This window comes from Bradyrhizobium sp. A11, from assembly GCF_042077125.1.
Classification (GTDB): domain Bacteria; phylum Pseudomonadota; class Alphaproteobacteria; order Rhizobiales; family Xanthobacteraceae; genus Bradyrhizobium; species Bradyrhizobium japonicum_B.
The window spans coordinates 3,038,742-3,053,655 of sequence record NZ_CP149509.1 but is presented as its reverse complement, the minus strand read 5'-3'; the positions used below and the strand labels follow the sequence as shown (position 1 = coordinate 3,053,655).

General features: G+C 64.6%; 15 protein-coding genes. 2 read left to right on the top strand and 13 right to left on the bottom strand.

All coding sequences use genetic code 11. From position 1 onward, the window contains the following. Positions 1–15: 15 nt before the first annotated feature. The 3 genes from WI560_RS14085 to WI560_RS14075 form a co-directional block, all read right to left on the bottom strand. Positions 16–1,605 carry an ABC transporter substrate-binding protein gene (locus WI560_RS14085; protein ID WP_375308466.1) on the bottom strand — a complete coding sequence of 530 codons (1,590 nt, stop codon included), beginning with the start codon at positions 1,603–1,605 and terminating at the stop codon, positions 16–18. A 387-nt stretch (positions 1,606–1,992) separates the two neighbouring features. Then, the gene (mtnK, locus tag WI560_RS14080; protein WP_375308465.1) at positions 1,993–3,303 is read right to left on the bottom strand and encodes an S-methyl-5-thioribose kinase; all 1,311 of its coding nucleotides are present in this window, start codon (positions 3,301–3,303) and stop codon (positions 1,993–1,995) included. Positions 3,304–3,419: 116 nt separating this feature from the next. After that, complete coding sequence (locus tag WI560_RS14075; RefSeq protein WP_375308464.1) at positions 3,420–4,052, bottom strand: class I SAM-dependent methyltransferase; 633 nt, start codon at positions 4,050–4,052, stop codon at positions 3,420–3,422. A gap of 231 nt (positions 4,053–4,283) precedes the next feature. On the opposite strand from WI560_RS14075, the gene WI560_RS14070 reads away from it, so the two are divergent. Next, positions 4,284–4,751 carry a YidB family protein gene (locus tag WI560_RS14070; protein ID WP_375308463.1) on the top strand — a complete coding sequence of 156 codons (468 nt, stop codon included), beginning with the start codon at positions 4,284–4,286 and terminating at the stop codon, positions 4,749–4,751. A gap of 30 nt (positions 4,752–4,781) precedes the next feature. Further along, on the top strand, positions 4,782–5,045 hold the full coding sequence (locus WI560_RS14065; RefSeq protein ID WP_257180018.1) for a GlsB/YeaQ/YmgE family stress response membrane protein: 264 nt from the start codon (positions 4,782–4,784) through the stop codon (positions 5,043–5,045). Between the two features lie 87 nt (positions 5,046–5,132). Here WI560_RS14065 and WI560_RS14060 read toward each other — a convergent pair whose 3' ends face one another. From WI560_RS14060 to WI560_RS14015, 10 genes are all read right to left on the bottom strand, one after another. Beyond that, positions 5,133–5,480, bottom strand: a complete 348-nt coding sequence (locus tag WI560_RS14060; protein WP_028136081.1) for a hypothetical protein — start codon at positions 5,478–5,480, stop codon at positions 5,133–5,135. Between the two features lie 216 nt (positions 5,481–5,696). Next, the gene (locus WI560_RS14055) at positions 5,697–5,972 is read right to left on the bottom strand and encodes a DUF1467 family protein (protein WP_028136080.1); all 276 of its coding nucleotides are present in this window, start codon (positions 5,970–5,972) and stop codon (positions 5,697–5,699) included. 9 nt (positions 5,973–5,981) lie between these two features. Next, on the bottom strand, positions 5,982–6,386 hold the full coding sequence (gene mce, locus WI560_RS14050; RefSeq protein ID WP_028136079.1) for a methylmalonyl-CoA epimerase: 405 nt from the start codon (positions 6,384–6,386) through the stop codon (positions 5,982–5,984). A gap of 12 nt (positions 6,387–6,398) precedes the next feature. Continuing rightward, the gene (locus WI560_RS14045) at positions 6,399–8,069 is read right to left on the bottom strand and encodes a ribonuclease J (RefSeq protein ID WP_375308837.1); all 1,671 of its coding nucleotides are present in this window, start codon (positions 8,067–8,069) and stop codon (positions 6,399–6,401) included. Further along, complete coding sequence (locus tag WI560_RS14040; protein WP_375308462.1) at positions 8,069–8,875, bottom strand: biotin--[acetyl-CoA-carboxylase] ligase; 807 nt, start codon at positions 8,873–8,875, stop codon at positions 8,069–8,071. The genes WI560_RS14045 and WI560_RS14040 overlap by 1 nt, the downstream gene beginning before the upstream one ends. Before the next feature lies 1 nt (position 8,876). Beyond that, on the bottom strand, positions 8,877–10,313 hold the full coding sequence (gene nuoN / locus WI560_RS14035; RefSeq protein WP_375308461.1) for an NADH-quinone oxidoreductase subunit NuoN: 1,437 nt from the start codon (positions 10,311–10,313) through the stop codon (positions 8,877–8,879). Positions 10,314–10,335: 22 nt separating this feature from the next. Then, entirely contained in the window at positions 10,336–11,844 is a 1,509-nt protein-coding gene (locus WI560_RS14030; protein WP_375308460.1) for an NADH-quinone oxidoreductase subunit M, read from the bottom strand. Next, positions 11,845–13,959: an NADH-quinone oxidoreductase subunit L gene (gene nuoL / locus WI560_RS14025; protein WP_375308459.1), complete on the bottom strand. Its 2,115-nt coding sequence runs from the start codon at positions 13,957–13,959 to the stop codon at positions 11,845–11,847. Positions 13,960–13,967: 8 nt separating this feature from the next. Further along, positions 13,968–14,276 carry an NADH-quinone oxidoreductase subunit NuoK gene (nuoK, locus tag WI560_RS14020; RefSeq protein ID WP_008547737.1) on the bottom strand — a complete coding sequence of 103 codons (309 nt, stop codon included), beginning with the start codon at positions 14,274–14,276 and terminating at the stop codon, positions 13,968–13,970. Further along, a complete protein-coding gene (locus WI560_RS14015) occupies positions 14,273–14,911 on the bottom strand; it encodes an NADH-quinone oxidoreductase subunit J (RefSeq protein WP_028136073.1) in 639 nt (212 codons plus the stop codon). The genes nuoK and WI560_RS14015 overlap by 4 nt, the downstream gene beginning before the upstream one ends. Positions 14,912–14,914 lie beyond the last annotated feature (3 nt).

Sequence of the window (14,914 nt, the reverse complement as noted above, 5' to 3'; positions counted from 1 at the left end):
GCGCGCGAGCGTTCGTCACTTCGCGGGCGAGGTCTCGTCGACCCAGAGATCCTCGACGTTCTGATGGGTCAGCTCCGTCGCGTTCAGCTGGATCCCCTTCAGCCACGGCTGCACCGCCATGACCGCCTTGTTGTAGTTGAAGAACCAGACCGGAGCCTCCTCGTAGAGCAGCGCATTGGCCTTTTGCAGCAATTCGCTGCGCTTTGCGACGTCGTCGGCCTGCCCTGCCTGATCGACGAGCTTGTCGAAATCGGCATTCTTGTAGGTCATGTAGTTGCAGGCCGGTTGCGGCGTCGACGAGTGGAAGCATTTGAGGGCGGCCAGCGGATCCGGCCCGCTGGCCTGGGAATAGATGAAGGCCTGGTAGTCGCCGGTGCGAACCACCTCCGCCAGCACGGCGGTCTCGACCTGCTTGACCTTGGCCTTGATGCCGACCTTGTCCAGCATCGGGATCACCGCCGACACGATCGGCAGGCCCCAGCTTTCATTCTGGCTGGCGGTCCATTCGAACTCGAAGCCTTGGGGATAGCCGGCCTCGGCGAGCAACTGCTTGGCCTTGGCGGGGTCGTAGGGGTAAGGCTTCATGGCCTTGTCGTAGGCGGGCGAGGTCAGCGGCAGCCAGCTGGTGGCGCGATAGGCCTTGCCCTTGACCAGCTTGTTGATGATCAGATCGGTATCGATCGCGTAATTGATCGCCTGCCGCACGCGCTTGTCGGAGAACGGCTTGAAGGAGGGATTCATGCCCATGTAGCGGGTGAAGACCTCGGCGACCTCGACGATGGTGCCCTTGAGGGCGGCGTCGGACTGATAGGCGACATATTGCGCAGGTCCCAGCACCGAGGTGTCGATCTCCTTGTTGCGGAAGGCGACGTCGCGCGCTGCGGCGTCGGCCATGATCGACACGATGACCTTGTCGGCGTAGGGCTTGCCGGGCTTGTAGAACCGGTCCCACCGCTCCAGGACGATGCGCGACCCCGGCACGTGCTCGACGAACTTGAACGGTCCGAGGCCGATTGGCTTTTGGATGAAGCTCTCCTTGGCGCCCTCGTCGGCAGGATAGATCGAAGTCAGCGCGGTGAAGAAGTAGAAGCCCGGATCGACCTTCTCGGTCAGCTTCATCTCGATGGTGAAATCGTCGATCTTCTTCAGGCCCGAGATTTCCTTGGCCTGGCCCTTCTCGACCGCGGCGGCGCCCTCGATGACGCGGACGAAGCGCGCTCCGGGATAGGCCTTGGTGCCGTCCATGATGCGATTATAGGACCAGATGACGTCGTCGGCCGTCATCTTGCGGCCATTGTGGAAATAAGCGTCGTCGCGCAGCTTGAAGGTGTGAATCAGGCCGCGGCCGGAGACCACATCCTCCTTGGCGAGTTCCAGAACCGGCTTGCCCTCCGCTGAATTCCAGATGTAGAGCGAGCGATGCAGCGCCTTGGCGTAAATCTCGTCCTGGGCGCGTTGCGTGGTGTGAATGTCGAGGCTGGTGAAGCTCGAGCCGTAGGGCGCCGTCATGCGGATGGTTCCGCCCTTGCGCGGCGTCTGGGCCTCCGCCGTTGCGGCGAGCGCCAGCCCCATCCCCGCGATGATTGCGATCATCCTGAACATCATGTGTCCCCCAACAACGCAGGTCGATGCCGATCAGAGATTTGATCATTCGCAGCCCATCGAATGCAAGCTTCGTTTTTGCTGGAGACCAATGCCTGTTCCTGGAGGTGGGGCTTCGGCGGAGATCCCGAGGATGGGGTTGCATCCCCGCAGCGATGCAATCCGCATTGACGCAGTGCGTCATCCGGCAGCCGACGCCCCCTTCCCTTTGCGGACCGTTTCGGCGGCCGCCGGGGCTCTTTCCGACATTGCCTGCGCAACGACTTGTCCGCCGAAGCCTTGGCGACGGCGGAAGCAACCCAGAGCCTTTGCGCGGCGACGGTCTGGATTGCTTCGTTGCAAGGGCTCCTCGCAACGACGGAGTGTGCGGCACGGCCCTTCGCGACGTCATCAGCCCGACAATTCCGGCATCCAGTGCCGCAGCTTTCGCGCGGCACCCGTAACGTCGGCGATCGTCCGGAACGTCGGCGTCTCCACCATCATGATGCGCGCCAGCCGCACCGCGCGCGCTTCGCTGATGGCGCGCGTCTTCGGATCCTCGATCAGCTCGAAATCGATGTTGTGGGCGAGGCCGAAGATGCGGCGGATGATCTTTGCGGCGGCGAAGCCGATCGTGTCGGCGAACAGGCGTTGCATATAGGCCTGCCGCTCGGCCTCCAGGCGCGCGGCGCCCTTCTCTCCGGCGAACAGCGAGGCGGGATAGGTGTCGCCTGCCGCGCCGGCGCGCCAGAGCTCGAGGAATTTGCGGGCGAACTCGCTCCAGACTTGCTCGACCGTCTCCAGGACCCAGGCCTCGAACGCGGCCCGCCCGCCCGGCGCGCGCTCGTGGCCGGCGGAGGCGAAATAGGCCATCAGGAGGTTGGCGAGCACGGCGCCGACGTCGAAGCCCATCGGGCCGTAGAATGCGAATTCGGGATCGATCACCCGCATCTCGCTCTCCGTGACCATGATCGATCCGGTGTGGAGGTCGCCGTGCAGCAGCGCTTCCGGGCTTGCCATGAACTTCAGCTTCAGCCGGGAGATCGCGACGTGCAGCTCCATGTCGTCGCGCAGCTCAGCGGCGAGGTCATCGAGATAGGGCGCGGTCCAGCGGTTCTGCTCGGCGATACGGTAGGGATCGGTGAAGATCAAATCCTCGGTGATCTTGCACAGCGCGTGGTTGCCGGCGAAAGCCGCGATGCCCTCCTTCTTCTCGGCCGCGGACAGCGCGAGGTCGGAGGTGAAGAACAGCGTTCGCGCCATGAACGTAGTGATGTCGCCGACGAAGCCGGGATATCGCGTGCCGGCAACCAGCCCCTTGCGCATGATGATATGGGGCTCGAGCAGCTCCATCACCGTCAGCGCCAGATCCTCGTTGTGATGCAGCAAAGCCGGCACGAGGCCGGGCGCGAGCTGGGCCTGCTTCGACAGCGCCAGATATTCGTAATGGGCCCGCGACAGCGGCAGCGGCCAGCTTTCGCCGACGAGGCGGACATAGGGCAGCGCCTGCTTCACGGCGATGCCGCCGCGCGAGCCCTTGACGATGAAGACGAGGTTGAGATTGCCGTCGCCGACCTCGGTGATGGTCCAGGACGCCGGCTCGCCGCCCAGCCGGGCCGCGACATCGAAAACTTCCGCAATGTAATCCCGCAAATCGGCTTCATGGAGAATTCGATAATCCTGCCGCCGCGGATCGGCCAACGGTCGAGGCGCTGAACTCATGCCGGTCTCCCCCACTATGCCGGCGGGAGCAGCTGTTCACTCCCATGTCAGGATTTGAGCCGGCCTTCTTTTCGGATCATCATAGCCACAAAGCGCGCTGGCGCCTATCGCCACGATCATTCGACTGAACCGAGCGTCTCGATGCGCTGTGCAAGCCAGATGGTGTGGCCGCCGCAATCGCCATCGTCGGCGACATGCGACACGACGCGGAAGCCGTTCCGGCCCAGGAGCGACCGATATTCGCTGGCATCCAGGCTCGCATGATACAGCGGCTCGCCGCCGAATTGTCCGATCGCCTCGCCGTGCGCGGGACCGCTCGTGAACATCAGCGCCGCATCCGGCGCGGCATGCTCGCGAAAGATCGGGAACATGCGGCGCTGGTCCTCGTAGGACAGATGAAAGAAGCTGTCCCAGGCCAGGATGCCGCTAAACCGTCGCCCCAACGCAACCTGGCGCATGTCGCCGACGCTCCACTCCTGCTGCGGGAAACGACGTCGGCACTCCGCGATCATCGCCGGGGCGGAATCCACGCCCGCGACGGGGTGACCAAGACCGATCAGATATCCGGCGATCGGCATGGCGGAGCCACAGCCCAAATCGAGGACCGGGCCGGCGGGAGGCAGCAGCGCGCGAAAGCGGTCGAGCCAGGCTCGCTCGAACAGATGGCTTTGGGCGCGCTTCTCGATCCAGTCGGAGGCCTGGCGCTGGTAGAGATCGATGATCCGGTCGGCGGCTTCCGATGACGGCATTTGCGTTCTCGCGCGGCGCTTGGTCCTGAGATCGTCCGGCTCCGCCGGGGTCGAGCTGAGATCGGATTTACTACCTCCTGCCGCCAACCCCGGCCAGCCCCACCCCGTCGTTGCTTCTCTCCCTCACGGCAGCGAGACGCTTCGCCGCGACTGATCATATGCGATCTCGGGAACTCTGGCCTGTCGAGACAGTTTCGCTCTTCTCGGATCCCGGATCTCAAGGAGACGCCAATGGCGCGCGGAATGCCTTCCATGACTGCCCTTCTGGCGATGCTGGCCATAGCTGGCTATCAAAACCGCGACAAGCTGGCCGAACTGCTGAAGGGTTCAGGCGCAGGGTCTGCGGGCGGAGGGCCCGCCGGCGGGAGTGCTCAGGAGCCGCTTGGGGGAATGCTGGGCAATTTGGGCGGCATGCTCGGCGCGGGCGGCATCGGGGGGCTGCTCAATGGAGGAATTGGCGAGCTCCTGGAAAGGTTTAACCAGAATGGACGGGGCGAGGTAGCCGACTCCTGGGTAAAGCCCGGCCCCAACAAGGAGATTGCGCCGCCTGAGCTGAAAACCGCCGTTGGCGCCGACGTGCTCGAGAAGCTCGAACAGCAGACGGGGCTCTCTCAAGACGAGATCCTCGCAAGGCTGTCCCGGGAATTGCCGTCGGCGATCGACAAGTACACACCGGACGGGCGCCTGCCGCAGGCTTAACTGCCGCTGCCTAACTCGAAGAGGTTTGAAATGAGCATTCTCTGGACGATCATCATCGGCTTCGTCGCCGGCGTCATCGCCAAATTCATCATGCCCGGGGACAACGAGCCGTCCGGCTTCATCCTGACGACCATCCTCGGCATCGTGGGCGCATTCGTTGCGACCTACCTCGGCCAGGCCCTCGGCTGGTATCGTCCCGAAGAAGGAGCAGGATTGATCGGCGCGGTCGTTGGCGCGATCATCGTGCTGCTCGTCTACGGAATGATCGCGGGCCGCCAACGCCGTACGATTTGATCGTCTTGCGCGAAAGTGCGACGAGGCTGCGCACTCGCATCAGGAACTGCGCAGTTCTGCGCCGAGCTCACGCAGGACACTGGACAATTACTCCCGCTCCAGGAAGCTCGAGCCGATCTCGGCCTTTCTCTTGATCGGATCGTAATCACAATAAACGAGATCTGCGACCAGCGTGTAGCTGGCGCTGACGTTGTATTTGTCGAGCTTGACCGAGTTCAGGCCGATCACCGAGGTGCTCTTGCCGCCGTTCCATTTGAACGGTGTCGAGCTCTTGGCCTGCTCGCAGGCCATCACCGCTTCGTTGAAGACGTAGCCCTCGACGAACGCCTTCAGCGTTCGCACCTGCACGGCCATCTTCCACTCGACATAGCCGATGGCGCCGAGGCCGGCGACGATCAGCACCAGCAGCGCGACGACGATGCGTTGAAAAGTCATTTGTGTCCCCCCGAACAATGCGCCAAGCGAAAAATTCTAAGCACGCGGCGAGATGAAGCAAGCGCCTCGTCCTTCGAGACGACCGCTTCGCGGTCTCCTCAGGATGAGGCTAACGGACATCGCCGCCCGTTGAAACTGCGGCCGCGCACTCCGTCCTCATCCTGAGGAGCCCGCCCAAGGCGGGCGTCTCGAAGGATGGGCCGCACGCAGATAGACCTAGAACGGCATGCCCATCAGCTTCGACAGGCGCTCGATCGAGAGATAGCCGGCGTTATAGGCGAGCATGCCGAGGCCGTAGATAATGGCCGAGATGATCGTGGTCCAGATCAGCTTGCGGCCCATCCGGGTCAGGATCGGGGCGCCGGGATCGGTGCCGGGCGCGCCGACGCCGTCCTCGTGCTGGCTGCGCACGCCGAACGGCAGCGTCACGAACAGCGCGACCCACCAGATGACGAAGTAGATCGCGATCGCGGTCGATATCTGGATGGCCATGGGACGGGCTTATGCCTGCTCGATTTCGACCAACGCGCCGGAAAAGTCCTTCGGATGCAGGAACAGCACCGGCTTGCCATGGGCGCCGATCTTCGGCACGCCGTCGCCGAGCACCCTTGCCCCCTCCTTCACCAGCGTGTCGCGCGAGGCGATGATGTCGACCACCTCATAGCAGACGTGGTGGATGCCGCCGTCGGGGTTGCGCTCGACGAATTTCGCGATCGGCGAGGCCTCGCCGAGCGGCTCGATGAACTCGATCTTGGTGTTGGGCAGCGTCGCGAATACGGTGATGACGCCGTGCTCCGGCAGCGGCACGGCGTCCGAGATCTGGGCGCCGAACGCGGCGCCGTAGATCCTGGCCGCCTTAACGGCATCCTTGGTCGCGATCGCGACATGGTTGAGCCGGCCCAGCATGGTTCTCTCCCGTTAGACTGTCAGCACGTGTACCAGACAGGGGGGCTTCTTGCCCCAATGTTCGTTGATGACGGCCCGGACGGCGCGTCGCACCGACTCGGCCAGCGCATCCGCATCGCGGCGGCGCGCCTTCGGCAGGCCCTCGATGGTCGACATCACGGCGTCGAAGACGATGTCGTCGAACGGCTCGCCCGCCCGGTTCTTCTCGGGGATTCCGACCAGGTCGACCTCGGGATCGTCGGCGAGCTCCCCCTGCTCGGTCATGGCAATGGCGACGAAGGCGCAGCCGGAGAAGGCCATGCGCCGCCGCTCGACCACGGCGCGGGACTTGGAATCCTCCAAGATCGTGCCGTCCTTGTAGAGACGCCCCGACGGCACCTCGCCGACGATGCCGGGATCGCCGGGGCCGAGCTTGACGAGGTCGCCGTTGCGGCAGACCAGCACGCGCGGCACGCCGGCGGCCCGCGCCAGCTTGGCGTGCTCGTGCAGATGCAGGGCCTCGCCATGGACGGGGATCAGGAGCTGCGGCCTGGTCCAGGCGATCAGGTCGCGCAATTCGTCGCGGCGGGGATGACCGGAGACGTGAACCAGCGCGTCGCGGTCGGTGATGATCTCGACGCCCTGCAGCACCAGATTGTTGACGATCGAGCTGACGGCCTTCTCGTTGCCGGGAATGGTGCGCGAGGAGAAGATGACGCTGTCGCCGCGGTTGAGCGTGATCTCGGGATGGTCGTCATTGGCGATCCGCGCCAGCGCGGCGCGCGGCTCGCCCTGGCTGCCGGTGCACAGCGCCAGCACCTTGTCCTGCGGCAGATGGCCGTAGACCTCGGGCGAGCGGAAATTCTGCACGCCGTCGAGATAGCCGGTCTCGCGCGCCACCTGCACCACGCGCTCCATGGCGCGGCCGACCACGACGACCTCGCGGTCCGCGGCCTTGGCGGCGGCGGCCACCGCCTTGATGCGCGCGACGTTGGAGGCGAAGGTCGTCACGGCGACGCGGCCCTTGGCCGATTTCACGAGGTCGATGATGGTCCGTGCGACCTCGGCTTCCGAGGGCGAGCGGCCGTCGCGCACCGCGTTGGTGGAATCGCCGATCAAGGCGAGCAGCCCCTCCTCGCCGAGCTCGCGCAGTCGCTTCTCGTCGGTGGGAGCCCCGAGCGTCGGGGTCGGATCGATCTTCCAGTCGCCGGTGTGCAGCACCGTGCCGGCCGAGGTGTGGATCGCCAGCGCGTGCGCTTCGGGAATCGAATGGGCGACGGGGATGAATTCGACGTTGAACGGACCGACGTCGATGCGCCCGCCCGACGGCACCACCGTCACCGGGATCTTCGGCGCGTTGCGCTCGGCGGCGCATTTGGCCTCGAACAGCGCGGCACTGAACTGCGTCGCATAGATCGGGCATTTCAGCTTCGGCCAGAGGTCGATAATGGCGCCGAAATGGTCCTCATGGGCGTGGGTCAGCACCAGACCCATCAGGTTCTTGCGTTCCTTCTCCAGGAAGGAGATGTCCGGCATGATCAGGTCGATGCCCGGCAGATGCTCCTCGTCGCCGAAGGAGACGCCGAGATCGACCGCCATCCAGGCGCGCTGCTGGCGGTTGCCGAGGCCGTAGATCGACAGGTTCATGCCGATCTCGCCGACACCGCCGAGCGGCGCAAAGACCAGTTCCTCGGGCTTCGCCATCATGCAGCTCCCACGGAGGCGGCCGAGCCGAAGAAGACCTCGCCTGCCGCCACCGGCAGGCGTCGGCCGTCCTCGGTGCGCACGATCAGGCACCCGGAGTCGTCGATGGTGTCAAAAATGCCGTCCAGCGTCATCGTTCCCGTGTTGATCGCGACCCGCTCGCCAAGGCCGGCGGCGCGCTCCAGCCAGAGCCGGCGGATCTCGGCAAAGCCGCTTCCATTGTCCCAGATCCCGCGGAACTCGACCCAGGTGTCGGATAGCGCCGTGAACAGCTCCTCGGCACTGATCTGGACGCCGAGCGCGGCCAACGACACCGCGGGCGTCGGGGTGCCCTCGGGCGCCGCGACGACATTGGTGCCGATGCCGACGACGATGGCGAGGCGATCGCCGACGGCCTCGGCCTCCAGGCCGATGCCGACCAGCTTCTTGCCATTGGCCAGCACGTCATTGGGCCATTTCAGTGCGTAGCGGGGACGGCCCTCGCCGAGCCGGAGCGCGGCCTCGAGGCTCACCTTTTCCAGGGCGGCCTCCTCGGCCAGCCCGGCGGCAAAGCCGATGGTGGCGGCAATTGCCGGCGCGACGTCCAGGACTTCGAGGACGCTGGCGGCGAGATTGCCGCGCGGCGCGATCCAGGGCCGCTGACGGCGGCCGCGGCCGGCGGTCTGCTCTGACGTGACGAACCACATCGGGCCGCGTTCGCCGGCCCTGGCGCGCTCGATCGCCTCGGTATTGGTCGAGCCGGTCCGCTCGAATGCCGCGAGCTTGTAGCCCGCGGATGAGGCGCGAGGACCGAGCGCGAAAGCCATCCTAAAACAGCGACTTTGCCGCGGCCGAGGCGACGCTCACCACGGGGCCTGCGAACAGCGCGAACAGGATGTTGAACAGGCCAGCAACCGCCAGCACCGTCTTCACCTCGACGCGCACCGGATCGACCTGTCCGGCCGGCTCGTCGAAATACATCGTCTTGACGATGGCGAGATAATAGTAGGCGCCGACCACGCTGGTCAGCACGCCGACGACGGCGAGCGTGAACAAATTCGCCTTGATGGCGGCGACGAAGACGTACCATTTGGCGAAGAAGCCGGCGAGCGGCGGAATGCCGGCGAGCGAGAACAGCAGCATCGCGAACACGAAGGCGAGCAGCGGATTGGTCCGCGACAGGCCGGCGAAATCGCTGATCTGCTCGACGGCCTGGCCGTTGCGGCGCATGGCGAGGATGATCGAGAACGAGCCCAGCGTCATCGCGACATAGATCACGATGTACATCAGGACGCCCTGCGCACCCTCGACCGTGCCGGAGGCAAGGCCGACCAGGGCAAAGCCCATGTGGCCGATCGAGGAATAGGCCATCAGGCGCTTGATGTTGGTCTGGCCGATCGCGGCGAAGGAGCCGAGCGCCATCGAGGCGATCGAGACGAACACCAGGATCTGCTGCCACTGCGAGACGATGCCCGGGAATGCGGTCAGCGTGACGCGGGTGAAAACGGCGAGCGCGGCCACCTTCGGCGCCGAGGCGAAGAAGGCGGTGACCGGGGTCGGCGCGCCCTCATAGACGTCGGGCGTCCACATGTGGAACGGCACCGCCGAGACCTTGAAGCAGAGGCCGACGAGCAGGAAAACCAGGCCGAACAGAAGGCCGACATTCGAGACGGTTGCGACCGCGGCGATGCCTGCGAAGCTGACCGTGCCGGTGAAGCCGTAGATCAGCGAAGCACCGTAGAGCAGCATGCCCGAGGACAGCGCGCCGAGCACGAAGTACTTCAGGCCGGCTTCGGTCGACTTGGCGTTGTCGCGGTTCGAGGCCGCCACGACGTAGAGCGCCAGCGACATCAGCTCGAGCCCGAGATAGAGCGAGATCAGATCGCCCGCCGAGATCAACACCATCATGCCGAGCGTCGAGAGCAGCACCAGGATCGAATATTCGAAGATGCGGCGCGACGGGTCGGACAGGAACTCGGTCGACAGGATCAGCGTCACCGCCGAGCCGATCAGGGCCAGGATCTTCATGAAGCGGGCAAAGTCGTCGGCGATGAAGCTGCCGCCGAAGGTCACCTGCTTGCCCGCGGGCTGCATGTAGACGAGCGCGCCGACCACGATCAGGAGCACCACCGACAGCAATGTGACCGTCCTGGTCGTCTCCTGCCCGCGATAGGCTCCCAGCATCAGAAGCGCCATCGCGCCGACCGCGAGCACGAGCTCGGGCAGCACCGGCGCCAGTTGATAACCTGCAGTCTCAAAGCTCATGGCGATATCCTGACCTGCCCGATCACTGGAGCAGTGCGGCGGCCTTCATGGCCGTCACAGCGGTGTTGTAGTTGTTGACGAGTTGCTGGACCGAGGCGGCCGACATGTCGAGCACCGGCTTCGGATAGACGCCGAACAGGATCGTCAGCGCGATCATCGGGAACAGGATCACGCACTCGCGCAAGGTGAGATCCTTCATGCTCGCCAGCGACGGCTTGGCCAGCGCCCCGAACACGACCTTGCGGTAGAGCCACAGCGCATAGGCCGCCGACAGGATCACGCCGAAGCTGGCGAAGAACGCCGTCGGGATCGAGACCTTGAAGGTGCCGAGCAGCGTCATGAACTCGCCGACGAAGCCGCTCGTGCCGGGCAGACCGACATTGGCCATGGTGAAGACCATGAACGTCATCGCGTAGAGCGGCATCCGGTTGACGAGGCCGCCATAGGCCGCGATCTCGCGGGTGTGCAGGCGGTCGTAGACGACGCCGACGCAGAGGAACAGCGCGCCGGAGACGATGCCGTGCGAGATCATCTGGAACACGCCACCGGCGACACCCTGCATGGTGCCAGCGAAGATGCCCATGGTGACGAAGCCCATATGCGCCACCGAGGAGTACGCGATCAGCTTCTTCATGTCCTCCTGCATCAGCGCCACCAGCGAGGTGTAGATGATGGCGATGGCCGAGAGCGTGAACACCAGCGGCGCGAAGTCGTGCGAGGCCAGCGGGAACATCGGCAGCGAGAAGCGCAGGAAGCCGTAGCCGCCCATCTTCAGCAGGATCGCGGCCAGCACCACCGAGCCCGCGGTCGGCGCTTCGACGTGCGCGTCCGGAAGCCAGGTGTGCACCGGCCACATCGGCATCTTCACCGCGAAGGAGGCGAAGAAGGCCAGCCACGCCCAGGTCTGCAAGTTCCGCGGCACGGCGGTGTGCATCAGGGTCGGGATGTCGGTGGTGCCGCCGTTCCAGTACAGCGCCATGATGGCGAGTAGCATCAGGACCGAGCCGAGCAGCGTGTAGAGGAAGAACTTGAACGACGCGTAGACCCGGCGCGGGCCGCCCCAGACGCCGATGATCAGGAACATCGGGATCAGGCCGCCCTCGAAGAACAGGTAGAACAGCACGAGATCGAGCGCCGAGAAGGTGCCGATCATCAGCGTTTCCAGGATCAGGAACGCCATCATGTATTCGCGGACGCGGTTGGTGATCGCCTTCCAGCTCGCGATGATGCAGAACGGCATCACGGCGGTGGTGAGGATCACCAGCGGCAGCGAGATGCCGTCGACGCCCATGTGGTAGGTGATGCCGGTGGCGAGCCAGTTCGCCTTCTCGACGAACTGGAAGTCGGGATTGGCGGGGTCGAAGCGCATGACCAGGATCACCGACACCGCGAAGGTGATCAGCGTGGTCCAGAGCGCGATCCAGCGCGAATTGCGCTTGGCCGCCTCGTCGTCGCCGCGGCTGAGATAGACGATCAGCGCGCCGACCAGCGGCAGGAACGTCGTGACCGAAAGGATGGGCCAGGTTGTCATTTACTGGCCTCCAAAGCCGAACATGAACCAGGTGATCAGGCCGGCGGCACCGATCAGCATGGCGAACGCGTAGTGATAGAGATAGCCGGTCTGGATCTTCACGACGTTGCGGGTGACGTCCAGCACGCGCGCCGAGACGCCGTCGGGACCGAAGCCGTCGATGACGAAGCCGTCGCCCTTCTTCCAGAGCTGGTAGCCGAGCCACTTCGCCGGACGCACGAAGATGATGTCGTAGAGCTCGTCGAAGTACCATTTGTTGAGCAGGAACTGGTACAGCATCGGCTGCGTGTTCGCGAGCTCGACCGGCAGATAGGGCCGGCGGATGTAGAACAGGTACGAGACCAGGAAGCCCAGCACCATCATCACCGTCGGCAGGAACGCGATGGTCTGCGGGATGTGGTGCATCTCCTCGATGATATGCGGGTTCATCTTCACGGACTCACGGAAGAACTCCTCGACGCCGTGACCGGCGAACAGCTCCTTGAACGGGAACCCCGCGACGAACGAGCCGACCGCGAGCACGCCGATCGGGACCAGGATCCAGAGCGGAGCTTCATGCGCGGCCTCGTAATGATGCTCGTCATGCGGCTCGCCGTGGAAGGTCTTGAAGATCAGGCGCCAGGAGTAGAACGAGGTCAGGCCGGCGGCGACGATCGTCATCAGGAAGCCGTACATCCCGAACGGATTGTGCGAGGCGTAGGCCGCTTCGATGATGGCGTCCTTGGAGAAGTAGCCGGCGGTGAGCGGGAAGCCGGTCAGCGCCAGGGTGCCGACCACCATCACCGCATAGGTATAGGGGATCTTCTTCCAGAGCCCGCCCATGTTGCGGATGTCCTGCTCGTGGTGCATCGCGTAGATCACCGAGCCGGAGCCTAGGAACAGCAGCGCCTTGAAGAAGGCGTGCGTGAACAGATGGAACATGCCGACCGAATAGGCCCCCGCTCCCATCGCCACGAACATGTAGCCGAGCTGCGAGCAGGTCGAATAGGCGACGATGCGCTTGATGTCGTTCTGGACGAGGCCGATCGTGGCCGCGAAGAACGCCGTGGTGGCACCGAAGAACATCACGACGGCCTGCGCGGTCGGGGCGAGCTCGAACAGCGGCGACAGGCGCGCCACCATGAACACGCCCGCGGTGACCATGGTCGCGGCATGGATCAGCGCCGACACGGGGGTCGGGCCTTCCATCGCGTCCGGCAACCAGGTGTGCAGCAGGAACTGCGCCGACTTGCCCATCGCGCCCATGAACAGCAGCAGGCAGGTCAGGGTCAGCGCGTCGGCGTGCCAGCCGAGGAAGTTGATGGTCTTGCCGGTGAGGCTGGGTGCGGCATGGAAGATCGTCTCGAAATCGGTCGAGCCGACCAGCATGAAGACCGCGAAGATGCCGAGCGCGAAGCCGAAGTCGCCGACGCGGTTGACCACGAAAGCCTTGATGGCGGCCGCGTTCGCCGACGGCTTCTGGTACCAGAAGCCGATCAAGAGGTAGCTGGCGAGGCCGACGCCTTCCCAGCCGAAGAACAGCTGCACCAGGTTGTCCGCCGTCACCAGCATCAGCATCGCGAAGGTGAACAGGCTGAGATAGCCGAAGAAGCGCGGCCGGTTCGGGTCCTCGTCCATGTAGCCGATGGAATAGAGGTGCACGAGCGAGGACACGGTGGTCACCACCACCAGCATCACGGCGGTGAGCGTGTCGACCCGCAGCGTCCACCAGACCTGGAGGTCGCCGGAGAAGATCCAGGGCAGCAGCTGAATGCGGGCGTCATGGTGCATGAATCCGACATCGACCAGCGTCATCCAGGACAGCGCGGCCGAGACGAACAGCAGCGCGGTCGTGATCAGTTCCGCAGCGCGCGAGCCGGCGGCCGGCGGCTCGGCCGGGCCGTGAGCGTGATCGTCGTGGCCATGGTCGTCATGGCCATGGGCGTCATGGGCATGGGCGTCATGGGCATGGGCGTCATGGGCCGTCGAGGCGTGAGCGTCGCCGTGGCCATGTCCATGGTCGCCGTGATGATCGAGCTCGTCACCCGAGGGGTTGCGGGCATGCGCGCCGACGAGCGCGATCAGGCCGGCCAGAATGGCGCCCAAGAGAGGCAGGAAAACGATTGCCTGAACCATTTGAGAGCTCAGCCCTTCATCAGATTGACGTCCTCAACCGCGATCGAGCCGCGGTTGCGGAAATAGACCACCAGGATGGCAAGACCGATCGCAGCTTCAGCCGCCGCGACGGTGAGCACCAGCAGCGCGAAGACCTGGCCGACGATGTCGCCGAGAAAGGTCGAGAATGCCACGAGGTTGATGTTGACCGAGAGCAGGATCAGCTCGATCGACATCAGGATGACGATGATGTTCTTGCGGTTCAGGAAGATGCCGAGGATGCCGAGCGTGAACAGGATCGCGCCGACCGCCAGATAATGTCCGAGCCCGATCGTCATTTCACCCACTCCGCCGCATCGGCATCCGAGAGCCCCTGCCCCGGCGCCACCTTGCGCATCGCCATCGCCATCTCGGGCGTGCGCGCGTTCTGAACGTTGATGTCCTGCCGCTTCACGCTCGCCTTGTGGCGCAGCGTCAGCACGATGGCGCCGATCATCGCGACCAGCAGCACCATGCCCGAGAGCTGGAAGTAGTGGATGTACTTCGTATAGAGCACGAGCCCGAGCGCCTCGGTGTTGGAGACGTTGGCCGGGATCGCCGCCGTGATCGTCTTGGAGACGCCGGGATTGATGACCCAGAAGCCGACCGTGAGCAGCAGCTCGAACAGGAAGATGCCGCCGATCACCAGGCCAACCGGCAGGTACTCGATGAAGCCTTCGCGCAGCTCGAGGAAGTCGACGTCGAGCATCATGATCACGAACAGGAACAGCACCGCGACCGCGCCGACATAGACGACGATCAGCATCATGCCGAGGAATTCGGCCCCCATCAGCACGAACAGGCCGGAGGCGTTGACGAAGGCCAGGATCAGGTACAGCACGGAGTGCACGGGATTGCGCGAGACAATCACCATCACCGCCGAGGCGACGCAGATTCCGGCGAAGAGATAGAAGAACAGCGCGGGAAGGATCATGCC

Bases quoted from the DNA above. Each gene is read 5' to 3' on its own strand.
- WI560_RS14040 (WP_375308462.1), bottom strand. From the start codon at position 8,875: ATGGCTTTCGCGCTCGGTCCTCGCGCCTCATCCGCGGGCTACAAGCTC.
- mce (WP_028136079.1), bottom strand. From the start codon at position 6,386: ATGCTGGGCCGGCTCAACCATGTCGCGATCGCGACCAAGGATGCCGTT.
- WI560_RS14055 (WP_028136080.1), bottom strand. From the start codon at position 5,972: ATGGCCATCCAGATATCGACCGCGATCGCGATCTACTTCGTCATCTGG.
- nuoK (WP_008547737.1), bottom strand. From the start codon at position 14,276: ATGACGATCGGGCTCGGACATTATCTGGCGGTCGGCGCGATCCTGTTC.
- WI560_RS14075 (WP_375308464.1), bottom strand. From the start codon at position 4,052: ATGCCGTCATCGGAAGCCGCCGACCGGATCATCGATCTCTACCAGCGC.
- mtnK (WP_375308465.1), bottom strand. From the start codon at position 3,303: ATGAGTTCAGCGCCTCGACCGTTGGCCGATCCGCGGCGGCAGGATTAT.
- nuoL (WP_375308459.1), bottom strand. From the start codon at position 13,959: ATGGTTCAGGCAATCGTTTTCCTGCCTCTCTTGGGCGCCATTCTGGCC.
- WI560_RS14030 (WP_375308460.1), bottom strand. From the start codon at position 11,844: ATGACAACCTGGCCCATCCTTTCGGTCACGACGTTCCTGCCGCTGGTC.
- nuoN (WP_375308461.1), bottom strand. From the start codon at position 10,313: ATGAGCTTTGAGACTGCAGGTTATCAACTGGCGCCGGTGCTGCCCGAG.
- WI560_RS14045 (WP_375308837.1), bottom strand. From the start codon at position 8,069: ATGGCGAAGCCCGAGGAACTGGTCTTTGCGCCGCTCGGCGGTGTCGGC.
- WI560_RS14065 (WP_257180018.1), top strand. From the start codon at position 4,782: ATGAGCATTCTCTGGACGATCATCATCGGCTTCGTCGCCGGCGTCATC.
- WI560_RS14015 (WP_028136073.1), bottom strand. From the start codon at position 14,911: ATGATCCTTCCCGCGCTGTTCTTCTATCTCTTCGCCGGAATCTGCGTC.
- WI560_RS14085 (WP_375308466.1), bottom strand. From the start codon at position 1,605: ATGATGTTCAGGATGATCGCAATCATCGCGGGGATGGGGCTGGCGCTC.
- WI560_RS14070 (WP_375308463.1), top strand. From the start codon at position 4,284: ATGGCGCGCGGAATGCCTTCCATGACTGCCCTTCTGGCGATGCTGGCC.
- WI560_RS14060 (WP_028136081.1), bottom strand. From the start codon at position 5,480: ATGACTTTTCAACGCATCGTCGTCGCGCTGCTGGTGCTGATCGTCGCC.